Below are 23,569 nucleotides of genomic sequence, written 5' to 3'. Positions count from 1 at the left end.
GTCAGGTCTCAGAGATCGCCGTCATCGTCCTCGGGCTCGGGGCCGGCCATCATCTCTTCGGCGACCTTGTCGGTCCGGGCCCGGATCGCCTTTTCCAGGCGATTGGACATTTCGGGGTTTTCCTTGAGGAAGGTCTTCGAATTCTCCCGGCCCTGGCCGATGCGCACGCTGTCGTAGGAGAACCAGGCGCCCGACTTCTCGACCAGCCCCGCCTTCACGCCGAGATCGAGGATCTCGCCGATCTTGGAGATGCCCTGGCCGTACATGATGTCGAATTCGACCTGCTTGAACGGCGGCGCGACCTTGTTCTTGACGACCTTCACCCGGGTGGTGTTGCCGATGATTTCCTCGCGGTCCTTGATCTGCCCGGTGCGACGGATGTCGAGACGGACCGAGGCGTAGAATTTCAGCGCATTGCCGCCCGTCGTGGTCTCCGGGTTGCCGTACATCACGCCGATCTTCATGCGCAGCTGGTTGATGAAGATCACCATGCAGCGCGAGCGGCTGATCGAGCCGGTCAGCTTGCGCAGCGACTGCGACATCAGCCGGGCCTGAAGGCCGACATGGCTGTCGCCCATCTCGCCCTCGATTTCCGCGCGCGGCACCAGAGCCGCGACCGAATCGACCACCAGCACGTCGATCGCGTTGGACCGCACCAGGGTGTCGACGATCTCGAGCGCCTGTTCGCCGGTGTCGGGCTGCGACACGATCAGCTCGTCGATATTGACGCCGAGCTTCTTGGCATAGACCGGGTCGAGCGCATGCTCGGCATCGACGAACGCCGCCGTGCCGCCGTTCCGCTGTGCCTCGGCGATGACGTGGAGCGCGAGCGTGGTCTTGCCCGAGCTTTCCGGCCCGTAGATCTCGATCACGCGGCCGCGCGGCAGGCCGCCAACGCCGAGCGCGATGTCGAGCCCGAGCGAGCCGGTCGAGATCGCCTCGACCTGCATGGTTTCCTTGGAGCCCAGCCGCATGGCCGAGCCCTTGCCGAATGCGCGATCGATCTGAGCGAGCGCCGCGTCGAGTGCCTTGGCGCGCTCGGAGCTCGCCTTGTCGTTGGAGACTGCCATTTTGTTGTCGATGACCTTCAAAGATGCCGCCACAGGAGCCTCCGTCGCTAGACTGATCGTGCCACGCATTCAATGCGTGTTGGAAGCTCCGTATATGGTTTGTTCCAGGAGAACAAGAGTGGAACGAAATTTTTCTGCAGTCGGAGGATTCAGCGAATGAATCCGGCAGACGTTACCCCCTTTAGGGCGGCTTTGATCGCTTCACACGGCGGCCCACCAAAATTCCATAACTGCGCCCTCGTGTAGTATCCCGACTGGCTGCGATAGTAACCGACAGTACGCGGCGTGCTCATCGACACCTCGAACGACACGAACCACATGTCTTTGGCGTAGGGCATGTCTTTCACCAGGATCGCCTGCATGAAGCGACTGGTAGGTAGTTTAGCGTCCGCTTTGCTGGGAGCATCGGTCTGCAGGATGGGCGAGCCGCTCTCGGCCATCTCATTGTTTGAAATTCTGGCTAGGTCATCGCGAATCTCCGGTGGCAGGTCGGGGAGGCGAGAAGCTGTCGCGGTGGCGTGAATCTCTTGAGCGCAGGATGATACTGCATCGGTCGGAACGACTACTGCCCCGATCGTGATAGCCATCATAGAGATCATGATTATCCCCTATCCCGAAGAACTCACCCCGGCGCCACTTTGCCACTGCAGGGCCGTCGCCACTAGCCATACGGGGCCTGCGGTCTGATGCTAGCGGGCTTGCCGGGATCGACAAGCCGCGCGATGAAGCGTCATGACCCAGGATTTCATCGCCGGCCTGCCCAAGGCGGAACTCCACCTCCATATCGAGGGCAGCCTCGAGCCCGAGCTGATGTTCGCCCTCGCAACGCGCAACGGCATCGCCATTCCCTATGCCAGCGTCGAGGAGGTCCGCGCCGCGTACAGTTTCTCCCGGCTGCAGGATTTCCTCGACATCTATTATGCCGGCGCGGCCGTGCTGCAGACGCAGGAGGATTTCCGCGACCTGGCCACGGCCTATTTCGACCGCGCCGCGGCGGACGGCGTCGTCCATGCCGAGATCATGTTCGATCCCCAGACTCACACCGATCGCGGCATCGCCTTCGGCACGGTGATCGAAGGGCTGCTGGCGGGCATGGACGCCGCGAAAGCCCGGCATGGCATGACCACGAAGCTGATCCTGAGCTTCCTGCGCCATCTCGACGAGGACGCGGCGTTCGCCACGCTGGAAGCGGCCGAGCCCTGGCTCGACCGGATCGACGCGGTCGGGCTCGATTCGTCCGAGCTCGGCCATCCGCCCGAGAAATTTGCCCGCGTCTTCGCCGCCGCCCGCGCCAGGGGGCTGCGCCTCGTCGCCCATGCCGGCGAGGAAGGCCCGCCCGATTATGTCTATCAGGCGCTCGACCTGCTCGATGTCGACCGGCTCGACCATGGCAATCGCAGCCTGGAGGATCCGGTGCTCACCGCGCGCCTCGCGCGCACCGGCATGACCCTTACGGTCTGCCCGCTGTCCAACCTGAAGCTCTGCGTGATCGACGACATGGCCAACCACCCGATCGACCGGATGCTCAAGGCGGGCTTGCGCGCCACGATCAATTCCGACGATCCGGCCTATTTCGGCGGCTACATCGCCGACAATTACCGCGCGGCGGCGGCAGCGCGCGGGCTCGACCGGGAGGATCTCGCGATGCTCGCGCGCAACTCCTTCCTCGGCTCCTTCCTGCCCGACGATGCGGTGGCGGCGCATCTCGCCAGCCTCGACGCCTATCTGGAGGCCAGCCGATGACCGTCTTTACCGACATCCCGCACGACGAGTTCGTCGCCGCAGTCCACGCGCTCGCCGCCCTGCTGGCCGATGACGACTGGAAGCCCGATTTCATCATCGGCATCGGCCGCGGCGGTCTTGCCCCGGCAGTGTATCTCAGCCACGCGACCGGCATGCCGATGCTCTCGGTCGATTATTCGAGCCAGGTGAAGGATTTCGCCGACGAACCGCTGGCGAAACTGGCGCGCCGTACCCAAGGCGGCGAGCGGCTGCTGTTCCTCGACGACATCAATGATTCGGGCCGCACGATCAGCCATCTGCGCGACGTGCTGAGCGCGGCCGGCGCCGCGCCCGGCCGCATCCGCTTCGCCACGCTGATCGACAATGTCAGCTCGGCGCAAAAGGTCGACTATCGCGCGCGGACGATCGACCGGACGGTGAACAAGGACTGGTTCGTCTTTCCCTGGGAGGCAGTGGCCCCCGCCCAGTCGCTGGTCGAGGATGCCGCGGCAGTGCCGGAACGAATCGCCTGAAGTCGTATCCCCGGGCGGTATCAAACCCGTTCGTTTCGAGCGACGTCGAGAAACCGGCCCCATCGCCAGCCAATGTGTCCCGACGTCGCTCGACACGAACGGAGCGAGAAATCGCGCCCCGGCGAGGTTTATCCGAGAGCGTCCAGTGCCTTGGACACCGCGTCCATGGTGAAGGGCTTGGGCAGGGTCGGCCGGTCGCGATAGGCGTCGGCCAGGCTGTCGGCCGATCCGCCGGTCGCGAAGACATAGGGAATACCCCGCGCCGTCAGCGCATCGGCGATCGGCCAGCTCTTCTCCCCGGCGCGCAGGTTCACGTCGAGGATCGCCGCGTCCACGCCGCCCGCCTCGATCACCGCCAGCGCGTCGGCCACCGTGTCGGCACTGCCGGCCATGGTCTTGCCAAGCACGTCGAGGAAATCCTCGAGCATCATCGCGATCAGTGGTTCGTCCTCGACGACAAGAATATTCTGCGGACCGCTCATCGCCGCTCCTTAATCGCCAGCACCCGTCCCCGCCAAGTCATTTCGCTGCCAGCGCGTCCCGCGTGGCCTCGGCAAGCTGTTGAACCGAGAAGGGTTTGGCCAGGAACGAGACATTGTCGAGATCGATCGACCTGCGCAGCTGCTCCTCGGCATAGCCCGACATGAACAGGATCGGCAGGTCGGGATAGCGCGCGCGGACCTGGCGGACCATGGTCGGCCCGTCCATCACCGGCATCACCACGTCGGAGATGAGCAGGTCGGGCCGGTCGTGCCGCTCCAGCAGGTCGAGCGCGACCTCGCCATTCTCCGCGGTCAGCACGGTATAGCCCTGCCGCGCCAGTGCCCGCTCGGCGACCGCGCGCACCATGTCCTCGTCCTCGACCAGCAGGACGGTGCCCGTGCCCCACAAGTCGCTCGGCTTGTCCCGGTTTTTCATGGGCACGCTAGGCCTGGCCAGCTGAGACGCGGTATGGACGGGGAGGTAGATGGTGAAGATCGCCCCCTGGTCCTTGTTGTCGGCGAAGATATAGCCGCCCGATTGCTTGACGATGCCATAGACGGTCGACAGGCCGAGCCCGGTGCCCTTGCCCACTTCCTTGGTGGTGAAGAAGGGCTCGAAGATCTTGGGGAGATACTCGACGGGAATGCCGCCGCCGGTATCGGCGACCTCGAGCGCGATATAGTCGGCGATCGGCAGGATGTCCGACCCCATCCGCCGCACGTCGGTCGCGCTGACCGCCTTGGTCTGGATCGTGAGCGTGCCGCCGCCGCGCGGGTCCTTGGCCAGCATCGCATCGCGCGCATTGACCGCGAGATTGACCACGACCTGCTCGAGCTGCCCCGGATCGGCCCGCACTGGGCCCAGGTTGCGGCCATGCTTCACCGTCAGGATCACCGTCTCGCCCAGCAGGCGCTTGAGCAGTTGCGACACTTCGGAGATCACGTCGGGCAGCTGCAGCACCTGCGGCACCAGGGTCTGCTGACGCGAAAAGGCGAGCAGCTGGCGGGTCAGGCTCGCCGCGCGATTCGAATTGGCGCGGATCTGCTGGATGTCGTCATAATCGCTGTCGCCCGGCGAATGGCGCATCAGCATCAGGTCGCAATGGCCCAGGATCGCGGTCAGGATATTGTTGAAATCATGCGCCACGCCGCCGGCGAGCTGGCCGACCGCCTGCATCTTCGTCGCCTGCGCCACCTCGCGCTTCAGCCGCGTCTCCTCGCTATTGTCCTTGAGGCTGAGCAGCACCGCGGCATCGCCCAGCCCGCGCGCGCCCGCGATCGACAGCGCGACGGGCTCTTCCGGATGGTCCTTCAGCCGGACCGCGAGGTCGGTCGAATGAGTCGCGCCGTGCGCGAATCGCCGGATCGCATCGGCGACGACGCCCTTGTCCTCGCGCACCAGCAGGTCGCCGGGGTAGAGCGGCGGCGCGGCGGGGTCGACCGCGGCGGCGCGGGCAAAGGCATCGTTCATCTGCAGGAACCGGCCGTCGCGGTCGACCAGCGCCATGCCGAACGGCATCAGCGAGACGAGGCTGCGCACATGCGCGCTGGCGCTGGCGCCGATCGCTGGTGCGCTCGCCCCGCTTTCCTCGTCGAGCATGACCACCAGCATCGGCGCGTCGTCGCCGTCGAGGAACGGCACCTGGAGCACTCGCAGGGCGCTACCGGTCAGCCCCTCGCGCTCGAACCGGACCAGCCCATGACTGTCGGTGATGAGGAAGCGCGCAAAGTCGCGGCCGGTCACCACATTTTCCTCATGGCCCATGGCGCGGGCGCGCAGCACGCGATTGGCGGCGCGGATCCGGCCGTCCGGGCCGATCAGCGCGGCCATGACCCCGGCCGCCGCGAGCCGGTCGCCGGTCGGGCCGCCGATCAGGCTCTCGACGGTGGCCGCGAGGTCGAGCGCCTCGACCCCGCGGAACCGCCAGACGAGCAGATCGTCGTCCACCCCTGCCCGCTCGATCTCCGCGCGGAGCGGGGTGCCGCGCCCGAGCAGCCGGTCGATCGAGGCGCTGCCGTCGCGCCAGGCCGCGCGGCCGGCGGCGCCAAGGTCGCTGACTCCCGTTTCGTGCACGGGAACGGCCGGCGGCGTCGGGAACCCGCCGAACAGGTCTTCATATCGGTCGTTCGCGCACACCAGCCGCCCGGCGCGATCGGTGATCGCGACCGCATCGGGGCTGCTCGCCGCCAGCACGCGCGCGACGCTCCAGTCGGGCTCGGCGGTGTCGCCCCCGGCGGATGGGAAAAGGCGGCTGAACAGCAGCAGGGCGCCGACGATCACCAGGCAGGTCGCAAGGAAGGCGGCGGCCGCCACGAGGCTCCCGACCACGGCAAGAATCAGCAGCGCCGCGACCAGTCCGCAGGCACCCGCCAGCAGCGCGGCGACCAGCACGGGCGCGCGCGTCGCGGTGGAAGAGACAGGAAATCTGGCCATCCCGTTTCTCTTTGGCCGCCCTCAGGGACGCGTCAAGCCGCTTACCAGATACGAACGCGCTGTTCCGGCGCCAGATAGAGTTTCTGGTCGGGCCCAGGCTTGAACGCGTCATACCAGGGATCGAGATTGCGCACGATCCAGGCCCGCTGCCGCGAAGGAGCATGGGGGTCGGTCAGCAGCCGGTTGCGCATGTCCGCCTCGCGGTAGCTGCGCCGCCACACCTGCGCCCAGCCGAGATAGAATCGCTGGTCGCCGGTATAGCCGTTGATGACCGGCGCCGCCTTGCCGTTCAGCGAGGCATGATAGGCGTCATAGGCGGCGCTCAGCCCGGCGAGATCGGCGGTGTTCTCGCCCAGCGTCAGCCTGCCCTTCACCTTCATGCCCGGCAGCGGCTCATAGGCGTCATATTCCGCGACGAGCGCATCGGTGCGCTTGTTGAAATTCTCGACATCCTGCGGCGTCCACCATTCGGTCAGTCGGCCGTGCAGGTCGAAGCTCGCGCCCTGGTCGTCGAAATGATGGCTCATCTCATGGCCGATCACCGCGCCGATGCCGCCATAATTGACCGCCGGATCGGCCTTGGGGTCGAAGAAGGGCGGCTGCAGGATCGCCGCCGGAAACGTGATCGCGACCAGCGTCGGGTTGGCCTGGGCGTTCACCGTCATCGGGGTCATGCCCCATTCCCAGCGATAGATCGGCTTGCCGAGCTTCCTGACATTATAGGCATGCGCCCATTGGTTGGCGCGCCGGGCATTGCCGAAGGCGTCGCCGGGCACGATCTTCAGCGCCGCATAATCCCGCCACTGGCTCGGATAGCCGATCCTCGGCGTGAACGCGGCCAGCTTGGCATGCGCCTTGACCTTGGTCTCGGGCGTCATCCAGTCGAGCTTGTCGATCCGCGCGTTCATCGCCGCGATGATGTTCTTCACCAGCGCATCCGCCGCCGCCTTGGTCTCGGGCGGGAAATATTTCGCGACATAGAGCTTGCTGACATCGTCGGTCAGGATCGCGCTGACATGGTCGACCGCGCGCTTCCAGCGGTCCGGTTGTTCCGGCGTGCCCGAAATCACCGTGCCGAACATCGCGAAACGCTCGTCGTCGAACGCCTTGGGCAGCACCGCCGAATAACCATCGAGCGAACGCAGCAGCAGCTGGTCGCGCAGCACGCCGATCGGCGCCTCGCCGATCAGCTTCGCGATTCCGGCAACGGCGGTGGGCTGCGCCACGATCACCGTGTCGACCGGCGTGCCGACGCCCTTGAAATAGGCCGCGAAGTCGAAGCCGGGCGCGATCTTCTTCAGGTTCGCGACCGACATCTTGTTATAGGTCTTGTTGGCATCGCGATTGTCGATGTTGCTCCAGCTGACCTTTGCGATCGCCGTCTCGAACTCGACGATCGCCCTCGCCCGCGCCCCGGCATCGGGTTCGCCGGCAAGCGTGAACATCCTGGCGATATGCGCCTGATAGGCCGTCTTGGCCTCGGCGAGCTTGCCATCGGTCGCGAGATAATAGTCGCGGTCCAGCGCCAGCCCGCCCTGCCGCATCTGCAGCGCATAATGGTCGGGGTCCTTGGCGTCCTGGCCCACGCCCGCGACGAACGGCACGGGCACGCCGTTGATATCGGCCTCGGCGGCAAGCTTCGCATAGCCCGATCTGGAGTTCAGCGCCTTGATCCGGTCGAGCCAGGGCCTGATCGGCGCAAGGCCCTTCGCCTCGATCGCCGCGGTGTCGAGATAGGCGGCATAAGCGGCGCCGATTTTCGAGCCCCTCGCCTTCTCCGCCTCGAGGATGTCATGCGTGCGCTCGCGCGACATGTCCTGCAGCCCGTCGAACGCGCCGTAATTGGCCTTGTCCGCCGGGATCGGCGTGTTCTTCTCCCAGATGCCGTTCACATAGCCGTAAAAATCGTCGCCCGGCAGGTTCGTCCTGTCCATGCCGGCCTCGTCCACGCCGAAATCGCCAAAGGCCGGTTTGGCCGCGGGCGCCTCGGCGTCGGCCGGGGCCGGCGTGCGCGGCGCGGGGCTGGCGGCGGACAGGCCCGCCAGCATCGTGGCGGAGAGCAGGAAAATCGTGAAGGCGGATCTGTGCATGGAGCATCCTGGACGGGAATAGGGATGCGCGCGTGTTCTAACCCGATAACACGCCTAGTCAATTTCGCGGTAGCGAACGGTGCGTTATTTCGGCCGAGCGTGCGCGCGGGCGCGCCATTTCCGGGCGACTCTCCAGCGCCAGCCAAGCGCCGCCACGGCATAGCCGAGAACAGAGAGAGTCAGGGTGATGATGAACAGCCCGACCACGGTCGCCGGTCCCGCCGTGGAGAGCAGCCAGTGCAGCCAGCTCGAATTGGCCGCGACCTGAGTCGCGATCGGTGCCCCCGGCACCTTTGCGTCGAGATGCAGCACCCATTTGCCGATCCAATAGGCGGCGACCCAGAGCGGTGGCGTGGTGAACGGGTTGGTGATGAAGGTCATCGCCGCCGCGACCGGGATATTGGCGCGGATCGGCAGCGCCAGCACCGCCGAAAAGGCGATCTGCGCGACCGGGAACAGGATGCCCGTGACCATGCCGAGCGCCACGCCGCGCGGCACGGAGCGACGGGTGAAGCGCCAGAGCGCGGGCGCGAGCACGCGGTGCGCCACCGGCCGCAACAGCCGGTTCTGTTCCATGCTCTCGCGCGTCGGCATGGTGCGCTGCCACCAGTCGGCGACGCGCTGCGAAAGGCCGGGCTTGTCAGCCACGATCACGCATGATCCTTCCCTGCTCGCGCTTCCAGTCGCGCTCCTTGATCGTCGCGCGCTTGTCGTGATCCTTCTTGCCCTTGGCCAGGGCCAGTTCCACCTTCGCGCGACCCTTTGAATTGAAATAGATCATCAGCGGCACCAGGGTCATGCCCTCGCGCGCCACCGCGCCGTGCATCTTGTTGATCTCGCGCTCGTGCAGCAGCAATTTGCGCGCACGCTTCGGTTCATGGTTGAAGCGGTTGCCATGGCTGAATTCCGGCACGTTGGAATTGATCAGCCAGACCTGCCCGTCCTTCACCTCGGCATAGCTTTCGGCGATCGACCCGGTGCCGCTGCGCAGCGACTTCACTTCGGTCCCGGTCAGCGCGATGCCTGCCTCGTACACGGTGTCGATGGCATAATCGAACCGCGCCCGCCGGTTCTCGGCGACGATCTTGGTTTTCTCGAAGACAGGGGGCTTGGGGCGGGACATGGGACGGGCGATGTAGGCGTTTGATCCAGAGAACGAAAGCCGGTTGGCACGGACCGAGTCGTATTTCCGTCACTTTGTTGCAGTGCGGGCAACAGAGCTGATGACCATGAGTCCCTGGCCCGCTCTCACCGGGGCGGATCGTTCGACCTCAATCGACGGATCCAGGTCGAGCCATTGCGAGCGAACGGGGTGGTCAGGTTCACCTCAGGCTTCGGAGACCATCCCTCCGGCGAGCGCCATACGAAGCTTTTTATCCTCGATTCAACCTCTCCTCTCGTCGACTTAGCATACGCTCATGACCGTCCTCACGCCGCAAACCGCCACGACCAGGCAGCCCCATATTAGGTGGACCCTTTCGCTGTTATGCTCCCGCTCCTTCCCTGTTCCGCGCGACACCTTTCCCTGTTATCAACTATCAGGGAAAATCCAACTATCCTATTGATAGTAATGGCTAATATCTCCAACGAATCGCCTGAATCCAGGCCAGAAAAAAATCGCTTCCCTGTTCTTCGCTGTTCCGGGCCGATAACAGCGACGAGTCACGGCCGCCCGGACGGCGTCTCGACGGTGCCGCGCGGCGGATCATCCATCTGCCTGTCCGTGCGCCCTCACTTCCGCCCGAACAGCTTCTCGATATCGCCATGCGCCAGCTTCACCCAGGTCGGGCGGCCATGGTTGCACTGGCCCGAATGCGGCGTGATCTCCATCTCGCGCAGCAGCGCGTTCATCTCGGTGACCGAGAGGATGCGCCCTGCCCGCACCGATCCGTGGCAGGCCATGGTCGCCGCGACATGGTCGAGCCGCTCCTTCAGGCTGAGCGCTTCGTCGAACGCGGCCAGTTCGTCGGCGAGATCGGTGACCAGGCCGGTCACGTCGCTTTGCCCGAGCATCGCCGGAACGCTGCGCACCAGCATCGCGCGCGGGCCGAATCGCTCCAGATCGAGCCCGAATTCGGTCAGCTCGGCGGCGCGCGCTTCGAGGCGGTCGCAGGCCGGCTCGTCCAGCTCGATCACTTCGGGCAGCAGCAGCGCCTGGGCCACGACACCGCCATTGGCCATCGCCTTGCGCATCCGCTCGAGCACCAGCCGCTCATGCGCCGCATGCTGGTCGACCAGCACCAGCCCGTCCTCCGCCTCGGCGACGATATAGGTCTTGGCCACCTGCCCCCGCGCCACGCCGAGCGGGAAGGATATGGTCTCGGGTGGCGGCGCATAGGCCGGCTCGGCGCGTGCCATCGGCGGGGCGATGAAGCCCGGGCGGCGGTCGAATACGGCGTGCTGGCCGGAAGTTGGCCGACTGTCCCATTGCCGGTCTTCCCAGAGCTGCGGCGATGCGGGCGCCATCGGCTCTTGCTGCCACGCCGCCAGCGCCGTCTCGCTTGGCCGCTGCACGCTGCGATGCCCCGCTTCGTCGAGCGCGCGTTTCAGGCCGCTGACGATCATGCCGCGCACCATTGCCGGCTCGCGGAAACGCACCTCGGTCTTGGCCGGATGGACGTTCACATCGACCATGTCGGCCGGCACCTCGAGGAACAGGGCGACCACGGCATGCCGGTCGCGCGCGAGCAGCTCGGCATAGGCGCCGCGCACCGCGCCGACGAGCAGCCGGTCCTTCACCGGCCGGCCGTTGACGAACAGATATTGATGATCCGCCACGCCGCGGTTGAACGTCGGCAGCCCGGCGACCCCGCCCAGCTTCAACCCCTCGCGCTCGAGATCGATCGGCACGCCATTGTCGATCAGCGCCCGGTCAGTCAGCGCGGCGACCCGGTCGGGCAGGCTCTCGCCCGCCGGCACCGACAGCGAGCGGCGCCCGTCATGCTCCAGGCTGAAGGCGATATCCGGCCGCGCCATGGCGAGCCTGCGCACCACGTCCAGGTTCGCGGCATATTCGGAGCGCGCCGAGCGCAGGAACTTGCGCCGCGCCGGCACCCGCTCGAACAATGCCTCGACCCGCACGCGCGTGCCGGGAGGAATCGCGGCGGGCCCCTCCGATACCAGCACGCCATTGTCCACCGCGCGAGACCAGCCTTCGCTACCCCGCACCCTGCTCTCCAGCGTCAGGCGCGCGACGCTTGCGATCGAGGGCAACGCCTCGCCGCGAAATCCCAACGTCACGACGTTCTCGATGGCTTCGTCGGGCAGCTTGGAGGTCGCGTGCCGCTCCAGCGCGAGCGCCATGTCGGCGGGGCTCATGCCGCATCCGTCGTCCGTCACCTCGATCAGGTCGGTGCCGCCGCTCACGAGGCGAATCGCGATGCGGCGCGCGCCGGCATCGATGGCGTTTTCGACCAGCTCCTTCAACGCGCTGGCGGGGCGTTCCACCACTTCACCGGCGGCGATACGATTGACGAGATGTTCAGGCAGTCGGCGTATTGACATGGGTGTAGCTCTAGCCCAAGCGACGCCATCCCGCGACCCGCATCTACTCGGCAAACAGAGCGTGGAATTTCCAGCTCTGGCCGGGCCATAACAGGTGTTGGGAAGCGACAGTGCGAACTGCCGGACCGTATAGCGGCCGGCCTGGAACGGAACGATCAATGGGCTTCTTCTCGCGTTTCTTCAGACTCATGTCGCACGATATGGCGATCGACCTCGGAACGGCGAACACGGTGGTATATCTGCGCGGACGCGGCATCGTGCTGAACGAGCCGTCGGTTGTCGCGGTGGAGACGATCAACGGCGTCAAGCGCGTCAAGGCGGTCGGCGACGACGCCAAGCTGATGATGGGCAAGACCCCCGACAGCATTCAGGCGATCCGCCCGCTGCGCGACGGCGTCATCGCCGACATCGACGTCGCCGAGCAGATGATCAAGCACTTCATCCACAAGGTGCATGGCGGGCAGCGGCGCTTCATGCGCTGGCCGCAGATCGTGATCTGCGTGCCATCGGGCTCGACCTCGGTCGAGCGCCGCGCGATCCGCGACGCCGCGTCGAACGCCGGCGCCTCGCAGGTGTGGCTGATCGAGGAGCCGATGGCGGCCGCGATCGGTGCCGACATGCCCGTCACCGAGCCGATCGGCTCGATGGTCGTCGATATCGGCGGCGGCACGACGGAAGTCGCGGTGCTCTCGCTGCGCGGCCTCGCCTACACCACCTCGGTGCGTGTCGGCGGCGACAAGATGGACGAGGCGATCGTCTCCTATGTCCGCCGCAACCACAACCTCCTGATCGGCGATTCGACCGCGGAGCGCATCAAGCAGGAGGTCGGCGTGGCAAAGCCGCCGCCCGACGGCATCGGCCTGACCATCCACGTCAAGGGCCGCGACCTGGTCAATGGCGTGCCCAAGGAAATCCAGATCAACCAGGGCCAGATCGCGGAAGCGCTCTCGGAACCGGTCGGCCAGATCGTCGAGGGCGTGCGCATCGCGCTGGAGAACACCGCGCCGGAGCTGGCGGCGGACATCGTCGACCAGGGCATCGTGCTCACCGGCGGCGGCGCGCTGCTCAAGGGCATCGACGAGGTGCTGCGCGACGAAACCGGCCTGCCCGTGACGATCGCGGACGATCCGTTGACCTGCGTTGCGCTCGGCACCGGCCGCGCGCTCGAGGACCCGATGTTCCGCGGTGTGCTGCACAGCGCCTGATCAGATGGTGAAGCGCCGGTGCCGATGGGCGCTCCGGACCTTCGATGAGGGGCAATATGGCGCCGTCTCGTAACCGGCCCGGTTTCTCGCGGCGGGCGCAATACAGCCTGTTTCTGGGATATGTCCTGACCGCCGCGGGCGCCCTCGTGGCCGCGGCACTGCTGGCGTTCGCGACCTTCGATCCGGCCAGATTCGCGGCGTTTCGCGCGACCGTGGCGGAGGTGACGACTCCCGTCTCGTCGGGCACCGCGGCGATCGGGCGCGGCATTGCCTCCATACCGGCATCGGTGTCGGACTATATCGGCGTGCGCAAACAGAATGAGCAGCTCCGCAAGGAACTGGCCGATAACCGCGCCTTGCTGATGCGCGCGCGCACTTTGTCCTACGACAATCGCCGCCTGCAGGCGCTGCTTCAGCTGCGGGAGCGATCGGCCGATCCGGTGGTGGCGGCGCGTCTGGTCAGTTCCTCGGCCTCGAGCACACGCCGTTTCGCCGTGCTCAACGCTGGTTCCTGGCAGGGCGTGAAGGCCGGTCAGCCGGTACGCGGCCCGGAGGGCCTGATCGGTCGCATTCTCGAGACCGGGCCCAACACCGCGCGCATCCTTCTCCTGTCCGATCCGGAAAGCATCGTGCCGGTACGCCGGACGCGCGACGGCCTGCCCGCGCTCGCCGCCGGTCGCGGCGACGGATTGCTCGACATCCGCTCGGCGTCCGTCGCCAATGTCGGCTTCGAACCGGGCGACATCTTCGTGACCTCGGGCATCGGCGGGATCTACTCGCCCAATATCCCGGTGGCGCGCGTGCTGAAGCGTGCCCGGGATACGGCGCTGGCCCGGACCTTCGCGCATCCCGACACGCTCGATTTCGCGCTCGTCCAGCAGGCATTCCTGCCGGTCACTGTCCCAGCGGCCGCGCCGGCACCATGAGGCAGCCCAGCCGCGGCCCGTTCGACGCCGCGCCTCCGCCCGCGGCCGCACGGCTCCTGCCGCCGGTGTCAGTGCTGCTCGGCTCGCTGGCGACCACCTGGCCGTTCGTCGCGACCTTTCCGGTTCTGCCGCCGCTCGGCCTGATGATGCTGCTTGGCTGGCGGCTGAGCCGCCCGGATGTGTTCCGCATCTGGGCGCCCCTGCCGCTCGGCTTTTTCGACGATCTGGTCAGCGGCCAGCCGCTCGGCAACGCGATGCTGCTCTGGACCCTGTGCTTCTTCATGATCGACCTGATCGACCAGCGGCTGGTGTTCCGCGACTTCTGGCAGGACTGGCTGATCGCGACCGGCTCGATCGGTTTCTGCCTCATCGTGGGCCGGCTCGTCGCGTCTCCTATCGGCGCGCATGTCGATACCGTGCTATTACTCCAGATCGTGATCTCGACGATGCTCTTCCCTCTGGTTGCGCGATTCTGCGCCTGGCTTGATCGCAAGCGCGGGGCGGAATGAACCGGCCAACGCGCGTGATCACCGAGGCGACGCAGACCTACAGCTTCTCGCGCCGCGCGCTCGTGCTGGGCGCCGGCCAGGCAGCCGTGGGGCTGCTGCTCGCCGGCCGCATGAGCTGGCTCGCGGTTGCCGAGAACGAGCATTACAGCCTGTTGTCCGAGAGCAACCGGGTGAACATGACCCTGGTCCCGCCCCGGCGCGGCTGGATCGTCGACCGCAATGGCGTGCCGATCGCCAACAACCGCACCGATTTCCGCGTCGACATCATCCCGGATCGGCTCGAGGACAAGGAAAAGACGCTCGGGCTGCTCAGCCAGATCCTCAATCTCCCCCCCGAAGAGCTGGACCGCATCCGGACCGACCTGAAACATGCGGCGGGCTTCCAGCCGGTCCAGGTTTCCGAGAATCTCGATCTGGAAAAATTCTCGGCGATCAGCGTTCGTCTGCCGGAATTGCCCGGTGTCGCGCCGTCCCGAGGCTTTGCGCGCAGCTATCCTGCGGGGGCGGCGGTCGCGCACCTGACCGGCTATGTCGGCGCCGCCTCGGCGGAACAATATCAGAAGGTCAAGGACCCGCTGATGGTCACGCCCGGCTTCAAGCTGGGCAAGGACGGCCTGGAAAAGACGCTGGAGCAGGGCCTGCGCGGCAAGCCGGGCGCCAAGCGAGTCGAGGTAACGGCGCGCGGCAAGCTGGTGCGCGAACTGGCGACCAAGCCGGACGAACCCGGCACGACGGCGCGCCTGACGATCGATGCCGGCCTGCAGGAATATGCCGCGCGCCGCCTCGGAACCAATTCCGGCTCGGCGGTCGTGATTGATTGCCAGAATGGCGAGATTCTCGCGATGGTGTCGATGCCGGCCTATGACCCGAACAATTTTTCCGACGGGATCAGCCACCTGGAATGGAAGATGCTGTCCGAGGACGATCATGTTCCACTGATGAACAAGGTGCTGCAGGGGCTCTATCCGCCCGGCTCCACCGTCAAGCCGATGAACGCGCTGGCGCTGCTCGAGGCAGGTGTGCACCCCGACGACCGCGTGAGCTGTGGCGGCGCCTTGCGGGTGGGCAACGGCATTTTCCATTGCCACAAGCGCAGCGGCCATGGCGCGCTCGACATGAAACATGCCGTCATGCAGAGCTGCGACATCTATTTCTACGAAATGGCGCGCCGGCTCGGGTATGACAAGATCGCACCGATCGCGCGGACCGTTGGCCTCGGACAGAAATTCGACCTGCCCTTTTCCACGCAGCGATATGGCACCATGCCCGATCCGACGTGGAAGCTGCGCCGGTACAAGCAGGCCTGGACGGTCGCGGATTCGCTCAATGCCTCGATCGGTCAGGGCTATGTCCTCGCCAATCCGCTGCAGCTGGCGGTGATGGCCTCGCGCATAGCCTCCGGCCGGGCGTTGATGCCGAGTATCCTCGCCAACCATGTTCATCACGGGGCCCAGCCCCTGCCCGTATCGCCCGACAATCTCGCACTCGTGCGAAACGCGATGTACGGCGTGGTCAACGAGGGCGGAACCGGCGGAGCATCCCGCATGCAGGTCCCCGGCATTACGCTGGCCGCAAAAACCGGCACGGCCCAGGTTCGTCGCATCACGATGGCGGAGCGCAGTTCGGGCGTCCTGAAAAATGGCGCTCTGCCCTTCAAGCTGCGCGACCATGCATTGTTCGTGTGCTTCGCACCTGCGGACAACCCGCGCTACGCGGCTGCCGTGGTGCTTGAACATAATGGTCACATCATCCGCAACCTGGATACGCCACTGATCGGGCGGGACATCATGACCTATTTGTTCGACCGGGATCGCGCCCTGGCTGCTCTGACGGAGGTCGAACCGACCTGGGGCGGTGATATCAAGACCCGGATGGCAGCGCAGGCGGCGGAGTATCGCGCCGCCGCCAACGCGCCGACTCCTATTGTCGCTGCACAAACGGAAATGAACGCTACCGCGCCGACGGATGCGCCCGCGGTGGAGGCCGCGACCAGTGCCGCCGATGCGAGCGCCGATGCCATCGCCAACGCGACCATGCGCGGTGACGGCATCGCCCAGACCGGCTCGACGGAGAGCGACCGGTGAGCGGCCTGAGCTTCGTTCCGGCGCCGCTCGCGCAGCTTCCGTGGAAGATCATCCTTTTGGTCCTGGCGATCGGCGTGTTCGGGTTGCTGGTGATGTATTCGGCCGCCGGGGGCAACCTGCGTCCCTGGGCGCTGATCCAGGGCATCCGTTTCTTCGTCTTTCTCGCCGGCGCCGTCGCATTGTCGCGCGTGCGCGAATCGGCCTGGCAGGCGCTGGCGATCCCGGCCTATGTGAGCCTGATCGTCATGCTTGTCCTTGTCGAGCTGATCGGCGCGGTGCGCGGCGGCGGGCAGCGCTGGCTGGACCTCGGCATCATCCGCCTGCAGCCGTCCGAGTTGATGAAAGTGTTCATCGTGCTCGCGACCGCGCGTTTCTATCACGCGCTGCCTCCCAACGAGACACGGCGCTTTTCAGCGATCTGGCCGGCGGCGGTATTGATCCTGATCCCGGCCGCTTTGGTCATGAAGCAACCAGATCTCGGCACCGCCCTCATGATCACCGTCGGCGGCGCGACGGTGATGTTCCTCGCCGGCGTGCCCCTGCGCCTGTTCATCGGCGGCGCGCTGGCGCTGGGCGCTGCGATCCCGCTCGCCGTGAACTTCGTTCTGCACGGCTATCAGCGCAACCGCATCCTCGTCTTCCTCGATCCGGAAAGCGATCCGCTGGGTATCGGCTATCATATCAGCCAGTCGAAGATCGCGATCGGATCCGGCGGCATCTTCGGCAAGGGTTTCCTCAATGGTACCCAGAGCCATCTCGACTATCTGCCTGAAGGTCATACCGATTTCGCGCTGGCGACGATGATGGAGGAATGGGGCCTGATCGGCGGGGTCCTGCTGATCGTCGCCTTCATGATCATCATTCAATGGGGCGTGTCGGTCGCCCTGCGCGCGCAGACTCGTTTCGGCCGGCTCTCCGCGGCGGGCATCGCCACCACGATCTTCTTCTATGTCGCCATCAACATGGCGATGGTGATGGGCCTGGCGCCGGTGGTGGGGGTTCCCCTGCCGCTGATCAGCTTCGGCGGATCGTCGCAGATGACCATCATGCTGTGCATCGGATTCCTGATGTCGATCGATCGCCAGAACCGCCAGACGGTGCGCTGGTAGCGAACCGGCAAAAAAAGGGTTTGCAACTCCGGCGACGGGTGCTAACGGGCGCCCTCCCCGATGCGGCGGCGCCTTCCAACGCGCCACTTTAGCTGCCCGGTATGGACGCATAGCTCAGTTGGTAGAGCAGCTGACTCTTAATCAGCGGGTCCTTGGTTCGAGCCCAAGTGCGTCCACCATTTTTGTTCGGCAATTCGATCGCTTCGGTTCATCCGTTCGCGCTAAACGGGCACCACCGTCGTATATTTCGTCAGCGACAGCGCGAAATGCGACGATGCCCCGCCGACTGACGGATGATCGAGCAGCGTGCGCATGAGGAAATGCTCATAGTCGGCGACATCGGCCACGACGACGCGCAGCAGATAATCCCATTCTCCCGACATCGAGAAACACTCCATGATCTCGGGCCGGGAGCGGACAAAGTCCTCGAACCGGACGATGCTGTCGCGCGCATGGCTCTTCATCCGCACGTCGCACAACACGTTGACGCCGCGCCCGACCTTTTCGGCATCGACCAGACGCACCGTCGCGGTCAGCACCCCTGCCGCCTCGAGCGCCTTGATCCGGCGCCAGCAGGACGCGGTCGAGCTGCCGACCCGCTCCGCAAGTTCGGCGCTGCTGAGCGATGCGTCGGCCTGCAGCTCGCAAACGATCCGTTTGTCGATCGCATCCATCATGACATTTTGTTTCAGAAATAACCCCAAGCTGATCGCGATCGATCAATAATCCGCTGAAACCACCCCATTTTGGAAAGCATGCCCGCGCTTCCCGTGCAAGATATCCATCATGGAAAATCTTCAGGCAAGACATCCCGACGGCGCCGCTCCCGACTGGACCATCCCGCAGGACTGGCACCGCTATACGCCGGCCGAGCATGCGATGTGGGACAGGCTGTTCGAACGCCAGGCCAGGCTCCTGCCCGGCCGCGTCGCCCCCGAGTTCATCGACGGGCTTGATGTACTGCGCATGTCGAAACCCGGCATTCCCGACTTCGCCGAATTGTCCGACCGGCTGATGCGGGCGACCGGCTGGCAGGTCGTCGCGGTGCCCGGCCTGATCCCCGACGACGTCTTCTTCGATCACCTGGCGAACCGCCGTTTCGTCTCTGGAAACTTCATCCGCACGCCCGAGCAATGCGACTATCTGCAGGAACCCGACATCTTCCATGACGTGTTCGGCCATGTGCCGCTGCTCGCCAATCCGGTCTTTGCCGACTACATGCAGGCTTACGGCCAGGGCGGCCAGCGCGCGGCCGGGCTCGGCGTCATCGCCAACCTGTCGCGGCTCTATTGGTACACGGTCGAGTTCGGCCTGATCCGCAACGGCGACGATCTCAACATCTACGGTGCCGGGATCGTCTCCTCTCATGGCGAGACCCGGTTCGCGCTCGACGATCCCTCGCCGAACCGGCTCGGCTTCGATCTGACGCGCGTGATGCGCACGAAATACCGGATCGACGACTATCAGCAGACCTATTTCGTCATCGACAGCTTCGAGGATCTGCTGCGGCAGACGCTCGATACCGATTTCGGCCCGGTTTATGCCGCCTTGGCCGGCCAGCCCGACATCGAGATCGAAACGATCCTGCCCGACGATCGCGTGATAACCCGCGGAACCCAGGCCTATGCGCGCGGCAAGCAGGTGGCGGCATGACCGCCCAGCCCGCCCTCGCGGTGATCGAAGGACAGGCCGCGCTGTTCGACCCGCTGCGGCCGCAGCCAGCCGATGCGCTGCTCGCCCTGATCGGCGTGCACCGCGCCGATCCACGCCCCGACAAGATCGATCTCGGCGTGGGTGTGTACCGCGACGCGGCCGGCGCCACGCCGGTCCTGCGCGCGGTCAAGGCGGCTGAAGCCGCGCTGGTGCGTGATCAGCCGACCAAGGCCTATATCGGCCCGGAAGGTGACGCCCGCTTCACCGAGTTGCTCGCCCCGATCGTCTTCGGCCCCGCCATGGCGGCGTCGGACCGGCTGACCGGCGTTCAGACTCCGGGCGGAACCGGTGCGCTGCGGCTCGGCGCCGATCTGCTCCACCGCGCGGGCATGACCGGCCGGGTCTGGATCGGTACGCCGACCTGGCCCAACCACGCCCCGATCTTCGAGGCGGCCGGCCTGACGGTCGCGGCGCACACCTATTACGACAGTGCCACCTCGACGCTCGATTTCGCGGCGATGATGGCCGATCTCAAGCTTGCGGTGCGCGGCGATGTGGTGCTGCTGCACGGTTGCTGCCACAACCCCACCGGCACCGGCTTCTCGATCGCCGAATGGCGCGCACTGGCCGAGGATTTCTCGGCACGCGGCATCCTCCCGTTCGTCGACCTGGCCTATCAGGGGCTGGGCGATGGCCTTGAGGAAGACGCCGCCGGCATGCGCATCCTGCTCGAGGCCGTGCCGGAAGCGTTGATCGCCTATAGCTGCGACAAGAATTTCGGCCTCTATCGCGAACGGGTGGGCGCGCTGTGGGCCCTTTCGGCAGGCGCCGCGTCAGTTCCCGCGGTTCGCGGCAACCTGCTCGTACTGGCCCGCAGCCTCTGGTCGATGCCGCCGGATCACGGCGCGGCCGTGGTGCGCCTCATCCTCGAAAATCCGGGGCTGACCGGGCTGTGGCGCACCGAGCTGGAGGAGATGCGCGTCCGTGTCGGCAGCTTGCGGACCGCGCTGGCCGAGGCCGAGCCGCGTCTTGCCGCGATCGCCGCGCAGCGTGGCCTGTTCGCCATCCTGCCGATCGACCCGGCCGCGGTTGCGGCGCTGCGCGCGGATCACGGCATCTACATGGCCGGTTCCGGCCGGATCAATGTGGCCGGGCTGCACCTGGACAGCATCGACCGGTTCGCCGCCGCTCTTGCCCCCTATCTGCCGGCGTAGGCCAGGAGTGTTCAGCGTGCTCGACGATACCCATGATCCCGGCCGGACAAGCTGGGTCGCCACCGCTGCCGGCCATGCGGACTTCCCGATCCAGAACCTGCCGCTGGGCATTTTCTCGCCGCCGGGCGAGGCGCCACGCGGGGGGATCGCGATCGGGGATTCGATCCTCGACCTGAACGGGCTCGCCGCCGGCGGCCTGCTGGAGGGCGATGCCCTTGGCGCAGCCCAGGCGGCAGCCGGTCCGGCGCTCAATCCGTTGCTGGCCATCGGTGCCGGACCGCGCCGGGCGCTCCGCGCGCGGGTGTCGATGCTGCTGTCCGATCCGGACCACGAGGCTGCGATAGCGCCGCTGCTGTACGAGGCCGCAACCTGCACGATGCACCTGCCGGCAACGATCGGCGATTATACCGACTTCTATGTCGGCATTCACCATGCGACCAATATCGGGCGGCTGTTCCGGCCGGACAATCCGCTGCTGCCCAACTACAAGCACGTCCCGATCGGCTATCATGGCCGGGCGTCGTCGATCGGCGTATCGGGCGCAGCGGTGCGGCGGCCCAATGGCCAGCTCAAACTCCCCGATGCGGAAGCGCCGGTCTTCGGCCCCACCGCCCGGCTCGATTACGAGCTCGAAATGGGTGTCTGGATCGGGCCCGGGAATGTGCCGGGCGAGATGATCCCGATCGCGGACGCCCCCACGCACATTGCCGGATTGTCGCTGCTGAACGACTGGTCGGCTCGCGACCTGCAGGGCTGGGAATATCAGCCGCTCGGTCCGTTCCTGGCCAAGAGCTTCGCCACGACGATCTCGCCCTGGATCGTGACGGAAGAGGCGCTCGCGCCGTTCCGAATCCCTCAGCCGGCGCGGCCGGCGGGGGACCCCCGCCCCCTGCCCTATCTCGACGATGCGGCCGATCAGGCGCTCGGCGCCTATGCGATCACGCTGGAGGCGTGGATCGCAACGGCCCGGATGCGCGACGCCGGGCTCGCCCCGCACCGCCTGAGCCGCGGCCCGGCAAGCAGCATGTACTGGACGGTCGCGCAGATGGTCACGCATCATGCCTCCAATGGCTGCAATCTCAACCCCGGCGACCTGCTCGGCACCGGCACCATCTCGGCCCCGACCGAAGACGGCTATGGCAGCCTGATCGAACTCAGCCGGGGTGGGCAGCAGGCGATCGCCTTGCCCGGCGGCGAGACCCGCCGGTTCCTGGAGGACGGCGACGCCCTCATCCTGACCGGCCGGATGGCGGCGGAGGGTTTCGTCCCGATCGGGTTCGGTCCCTGCATGGGCATCATCGGCCCAGCCGTGTCGCACCCGTGACGGGCGCACGCCTTTCCGCGACCCCTGCGGGGATAGGATTATGCGCCCTTGACGCGATTCCGTCGGGGACGGCGCGCAATTTCGTCGTGCAGCTGGAAGGGGGCCGGTTCCACGGCTTCGTCGTCCGGCGGGGACGGGAGGTCAGCGGCTATGTCGACCGCTGTCCTCATGCCGGCATGCCCCTCGCCCATGCGCTCGACCGTTATCTGACGCCCGACGGCACGCTGATCCAGTGCGACTGGCACGGCGCACTGTTCTCGATCGACGATGGCCGGTGCATCGCCGGCCCGTGCAAGGGCGCCCGGCTGACGGCATGGCCGGTCGCCGTCAAAGACGATCTGATCAGAACGGCCAGTGCGCCGGGAGAGGAGCCGCGCGATGGACGCACTGACCGAGCATGAGCGCGACGCCGCGCTGCGCGGCTTGCCGGAGTGGAGCTATGACGAGCTGCGCGGCGCGCTCTACCGGCGCGTCGTGCTAGCCGATTTCTCGGCCGCCTTCGGAGTGATGACCCGGATCGCGCTGGCCGCGGAGAAGAGCGACCATCATCCCGAATGGTTCAACGTCTATAACCGGCTCGAGATCTGGCTGACGACGCATGACGCGGGCGGCGTCTCCGTGCGCGACACCGCAATGGCGGGCATGATCGACCGGCTGCTCCAGGCCGGCTGACGGCGTCAGGCGGGGATATTCGCCGATCGCTGCTCGGGCAGCACGCCGAACAGGCCGGCGGCCCTTTCGATCAGCGCTGGCGGCAATGGCCGCGACCGGCGCGCGGCGAGATCGAAACAGACGGTGCGCGCCACCAAGGTCGCGCATAGCCGATCGTCCGACCGGGCGAACAGGCGGAGCTCGGTCGTGATGGAGCTGCGCCCGAGCGCCTGCACGCGACCGTCGATCCGGATCAGGGCGCCCGCAGGCAGCTCGGCACGATACTCGAGCTCATGCCGTACATCGGCCCAACCCTGCTGTGCGACCTTCCCGGCCGCAGGATCGTAACCGAGCGCCGCGAAGAGCTGATAGGAAGCATCGTCGAAAAAGGCGAGGTAATGCCGGGTCGTCAAATGCCCCATGGCATCGCACAGCCACGGATGGACCACCCCGAATCCGCACTCGACATAGGTGTCAGCCATGATTGCCGACGTCCCACCCATGGGCGGCGATCGTGGCCTGGGCGAAGTTCAGCGGCGTGGCTTCGAGCGGGATCGCCAGGCTGTCGTTCCAGCGATTGAAGAAGCCGTACAGCGCCACGACCGACAGCAACTCGACAATCTCGATGTCGCTATAGTGCCGCTTCAGCTCGGCGACGTCCTCGTCCTGTACGCCTGAGGGCGCCTGGCCTGCCAGCTGCGCGAAGCGCAGCGCGGCGCGCTCGGCGTCGCTGAACAACGGGCTGCGCTCATAGTCCCAGACCGCGGCGACCTTCTCCGAACCAGCGCCGTGCGCCGCGTTGCTCGCGGTATGCGCCGAACAATAACGGCACCCGGCCGACATGCTCGCCAGATAGCCGGCGAGATATTTGAGCTCGGCAGGGAGCGAGCCCGCCCCCATCACCGCCTGCCACAGGACAAGCGTGCCCTGCAGGATATCGGGGCGATGGCCGAGCGTCGCGACGCTGCCGGGCAGCTCGGCGAAATCCTTCAGGAACGGCGATACGTCGACGCCGCGCTCCTGCAGCTGATCGATGCTCAGCATCGTGATCCGTGACAT

The 23,569-nt window shown here is 66.3% G+C and carries 23 protein-coding genes and 1 tRNA gene; 13 read left to right on the top strand and 11 right to left on the bottom strand.

What is annotated here, in order from left to right; translation table 11 throughout:
* Nucleotides 1-8 precede the first annotated feature (8 nt).
* Nucleotides 9-1,103: a recombinase RecA gene (gene recA, locus ACZ1I5_RS08970; RefSeq protein ID WP_465173347.1), complete on the bottom strand. Its 1,095-nt coding sequence runs from the start codon at nt 1,101-1,103 to the stop codon at nt 9-11.
* A 116-nt stretch (nt 1,104-1,219) separates the two neighbouring features.
* Nucleotides 1,220-1,669 carry a hypothetical protein gene (locus tag ACZ1I5_RS08965; RefSeq protein ID WP_465173346.1) on the bottom strand — a complete coding sequence of 150 codons (450 nt, stop codon included), beginning with the start codon at nt 1,667-1,669 and terminating at the stop codon, nt 1,220-1,222.
* 133 nt (nt 1,670-1,802) lie between these two features.
* On the opposite strand from ACZ1I5_RS08965, the gene ACZ1I5_RS08960 reads away from it, so the two are divergent.
* Both ACZ1I5_RS08960 and ACZ1I5_RS08955 read left to right on the top strand, forming a co-directional pair.
* Nucleotides 1,803-2,813 (top strand): adenosine deaminase, encoded by a 1,011-nt coding sequence (locus tag ACZ1I5_RS08960; protein ID WP_465173345.1) that lies wholly within the window; start codon nt 1,803-1,805, stop codon nt 2,811-2,813.
* Entirely contained in the window at nt 2,810-3,325 is a 516-nt protein-coding gene (locus ACZ1I5_RS08955; RefSeq protein WP_465173344.1) for a phosphoribosyltransferase, read from the top strand. The genes ACZ1I5_RS08960 and ACZ1I5_RS08955 overlap by 4 nt, the downstream gene beginning before the upstream one ends.
* A gap of 128 nt (nt 3,326-3,453) precedes the next feature.
* Here the strand turns inward: ACZ1I5_RS08955 and ACZ1I5_RS08950 are convergent, their stop codons facing one another.
* The 6 genes from ACZ1I5_RS08950 to mutL form a co-directional block, all read right to left on the bottom strand.
* The gene (locus tag ACZ1I5_RS08950; protein WP_465173343.1) at nt 3,454-3,807 is read right to left on the bottom strand and encodes a response regulator; all 354 of its coding nucleotides are present in this window, start codon (nt 3,805-3,807) and stop codon (nt 3,454-3,456) included.
* Between the two features lie 37 nt (nt 3,808-3,844).
* Nucleotides 3,845-6,241 (bottom strand): hybrid sensor histidine kinase/response regulator, encoded by a 2,397-nt coding sequence (locus ACZ1I5_RS08945; RefSeq protein WP_465173342.1) that lies wholly within the window; start codon nt 6,239-6,241, stop codon nt 3,845-3,847.
* A gap of 41 nt (nt 6,242-6,282) precedes the next feature.
* A complete protein-coding gene (locus tag ACZ1I5_RS08940) occupies nt 6,283-8,331 on the bottom strand; it encodes a M13 family metallopeptidase (protein ID WP_465173341.1) in 2,049 nt (682 codons plus the stop codon).
* Between the two features lie 84 nt (nt 8,332-8,415).
* Nucleotides 8,416-8,925 carry a DUF2062 domain-containing protein gene (locus ACZ1I5_RS08935; protein ID WP_465173930.1) on the bottom strand — a complete coding sequence of 170 codons (510 nt, stop codon included), beginning with the start codon at nt 8,923-8,925 and terminating at the stop codon, nt 8,416-8,418.
* A gap of 46 nt (nt 8,926-8,971) precedes the next feature.
* A complete protein-coding gene (smpB, locus tag ACZ1I5_RS08930) occupies nt 8,972-9,454 on the bottom strand; it encodes an SsrA-binding protein SmpB (RefSeq protein WP_372854156.1) in 483 nt (160 codons plus the stop codon).
* Between the two features lie 608 nt (nt 9,455-10,062).
* The gene (gene mutL / locus ACZ1I5_RS08925; RefSeq protein WP_465173340.1) at nt 10,063-11,835 is read right to left on the bottom strand and encodes a DNA mismatch repair endonuclease MutL; all 1,773 of its coding nucleotides are present in this window, start codon (nt 11,833-11,835) and stop codon (nt 10,063-10,065) included.
* 158 nt (nt 11,836-11,993) lie between these two features.
* Here mutL and ACZ1I5_RS08920 point away from each other — a divergent pair, with 158 nt between their 5' ends.
* The 6 genes from ACZ1I5_RS08920 (at nt 11,994) to ACZ1I5_RS08895 (ending at nt 17,847) form a co-directional block, all read left to right on the top strand.
* Entirely contained in the window at nt 11,994-13,040 is a 1,047-nt protein-coding gene (locus ACZ1I5_RS08920) for a rod shape-determining protein (protein ID WP_465173339.1), read from the top strand.
* A gap of 56 nt (nt 13,041-13,096) precedes the next feature.
* A complete protein-coding gene (gene mreC / locus ACZ1I5_RS08915; RefSeq protein WP_465173338.1) occupies nt 13,097-13,966 on the top strand; it encodes a rod shape-determining protein MreC in 870 nt (289 codons plus the stop codon).
* Entirely contained in the window at nt 13,963-14,475 is a 513-nt protein-coding gene (mreD, locus tag ACZ1I5_RS08910; protein ID WP_465173337.1) for a rod shape-determining protein MreD, read from the top strand. Before mreC ends, mreD begins: the two co-directional genes overlap by 4 nt.
* On the top strand, nt 14,472-16,559 hold the full coding sequence (mrdA, locus tag ACZ1I5_RS08905) for a penicillin-binding protein 2 (protein ID WP_465173336.1): 2,088 nt from the start codon (nt 14,472-14,474) through the stop codon (nt 16,557-16,559). The genes mreD and mrdA overlap by 4 nt, the downstream gene beginning before the upstream one ends.
* Entirely contained in the window at nt 16,556-17,668 is a 1,113-nt protein-coding gene (rodA, locus tag ACZ1I5_RS08900; protein ID WP_465173335.1) for a rod shape-determining protein RodA, read from the top strand. The genes mrdA and rodA overlap by 4 nt, the downstream gene beginning before the upstream one ends.
* Before the next feature lie 103 nt (nt 17,669-17,771).
* Nucleotides 17,772-17,847, top strand: a tRNA-Lys gene (locus tag ACZ1I5_RS08895).
* Nucleotides 17,848-17,889: 42 nt separating this feature from the next.
* Here ACZ1I5_RS08895 and ACZ1I5_RS08890 read toward each other — a convergent pair.
* Entirely contained in the window at nt 17,890-18,342 is a 453-nt protein-coding gene (locus ACZ1I5_RS08890; protein ID WP_465173929.1) for an Lrp/AsnC family transcriptional regulator, read from the bottom strand.
* Nucleotides 18,343-18,454: 112 nt separating this feature from the next.
* On the opposite strand from ACZ1I5_RS08890, the gene phhA reads away from it, so the two are divergent.
* From phhA to ACZ1I5_RS08865, 5 genes are read left to right on the top strand one after another with little or no spacing between them, the layout of a single operon-like run.
* Nucleotides 18,455-19,321, top strand: coding sequence for a phenylalanine 4-monooxygenase (gene phhA, locus ACZ1I5_RS08885; RefSeq protein ID WP_465173334.1), 867 nt, complete (start codon nt 18,455-18,457; stop codon nt 19,319-19,321).
* The gene (locus ACZ1I5_RS08880; RefSeq protein ID WP_465173333.1) at nt 19,318-20,535 is read left to right on the top strand and encodes an amino acid aminotransferase; all 1,218 of its coding nucleotides are present in this window, start codon (nt 19,318-19,320) and stop codon (nt 20,533-20,535) included. Before phhA ends, ACZ1I5_RS08880 begins: the two co-directional genes overlap by 4 nt.
* A gap of 7 nt (nt 20,536-20,542) precedes the next feature.
* Nucleotides 20,543-21,859, top strand: a complete 1,317-nt coding sequence (gene fahA, locus ACZ1I5_RS08875; RefSeq protein WP_465173332.1) for a fumarylacetoacetase — start codon at nt 20,543-20,545, stop codon at nt 21,857-21,859.
* Nucleotides 21,856-22,260, top strand: coding sequence for a Rieske (2Fe-2S) protein (locus ACZ1I5_RS08870; RefSeq protein ID WP_465173331.1), 405 nt, complete (start codon nt 21,856-21,858; stop codon nt 22,258-22,260). Before fahA ends, ACZ1I5_RS08870 begins: the two co-directional genes overlap by 4 nt.
* Complete coding sequence (locus ACZ1I5_RS08865; protein WP_465173330.1) at nt 22,238-22,531, top strand: 4a-hydroxytetrahydrobiopterin dehydratase; 294 nt, start codon at nt 22,238-22,240, stop codon at nt 22,529-22,531. The genes ACZ1I5_RS08870 and ACZ1I5_RS08865 overlap by 23 nt, the downstream gene beginning before the upstream one ends.
* A gap of 5 nt (nt 22,532-22,536) precedes the next feature.
* On the opposite strand, the gene ACZ1I5_RS08860 is transcribed toward ACZ1I5_RS08865, so the two are convergent.
* Together ACZ1I5_RS08860 and ACZ1I5_RS08855 are read right to left on the bottom strand one after the other, a co-directional pair.
* Nucleotides 22,537-22,992 carry an acyl-CoA thioesterase gene (locus ACZ1I5_RS08860; protein WP_465173329.1) on the bottom strand — a complete coding sequence of 152 codons (456 nt, stop codon included), beginning with the start codon at nt 22,990-22,992 and terminating at the stop codon, nt 22,537-22,539.
* Nucleotides 22,985-23,569: a carboxymuconolactone decarboxylase family protein gene (locus tag ACZ1I5_RS08855; protein ID WP_465173328.1), complete on the bottom strand. Its 585-nt coding sequence runs from the start codon at nt 23,567-23,569 to the stop codon at nt 22,985-22,987. Before ACZ1I5_RS08855 ends, ACZ1I5_RS08860 begins: the two co-directional genes overlap by 8 nt.

The sequence above is a fragment of the Sphingomonas sp. BL-S-30 genome, assembly GCF_055521475.1.
This window is presented reverse-complemented; position numbering and strand designations above follow the sequence as displayed.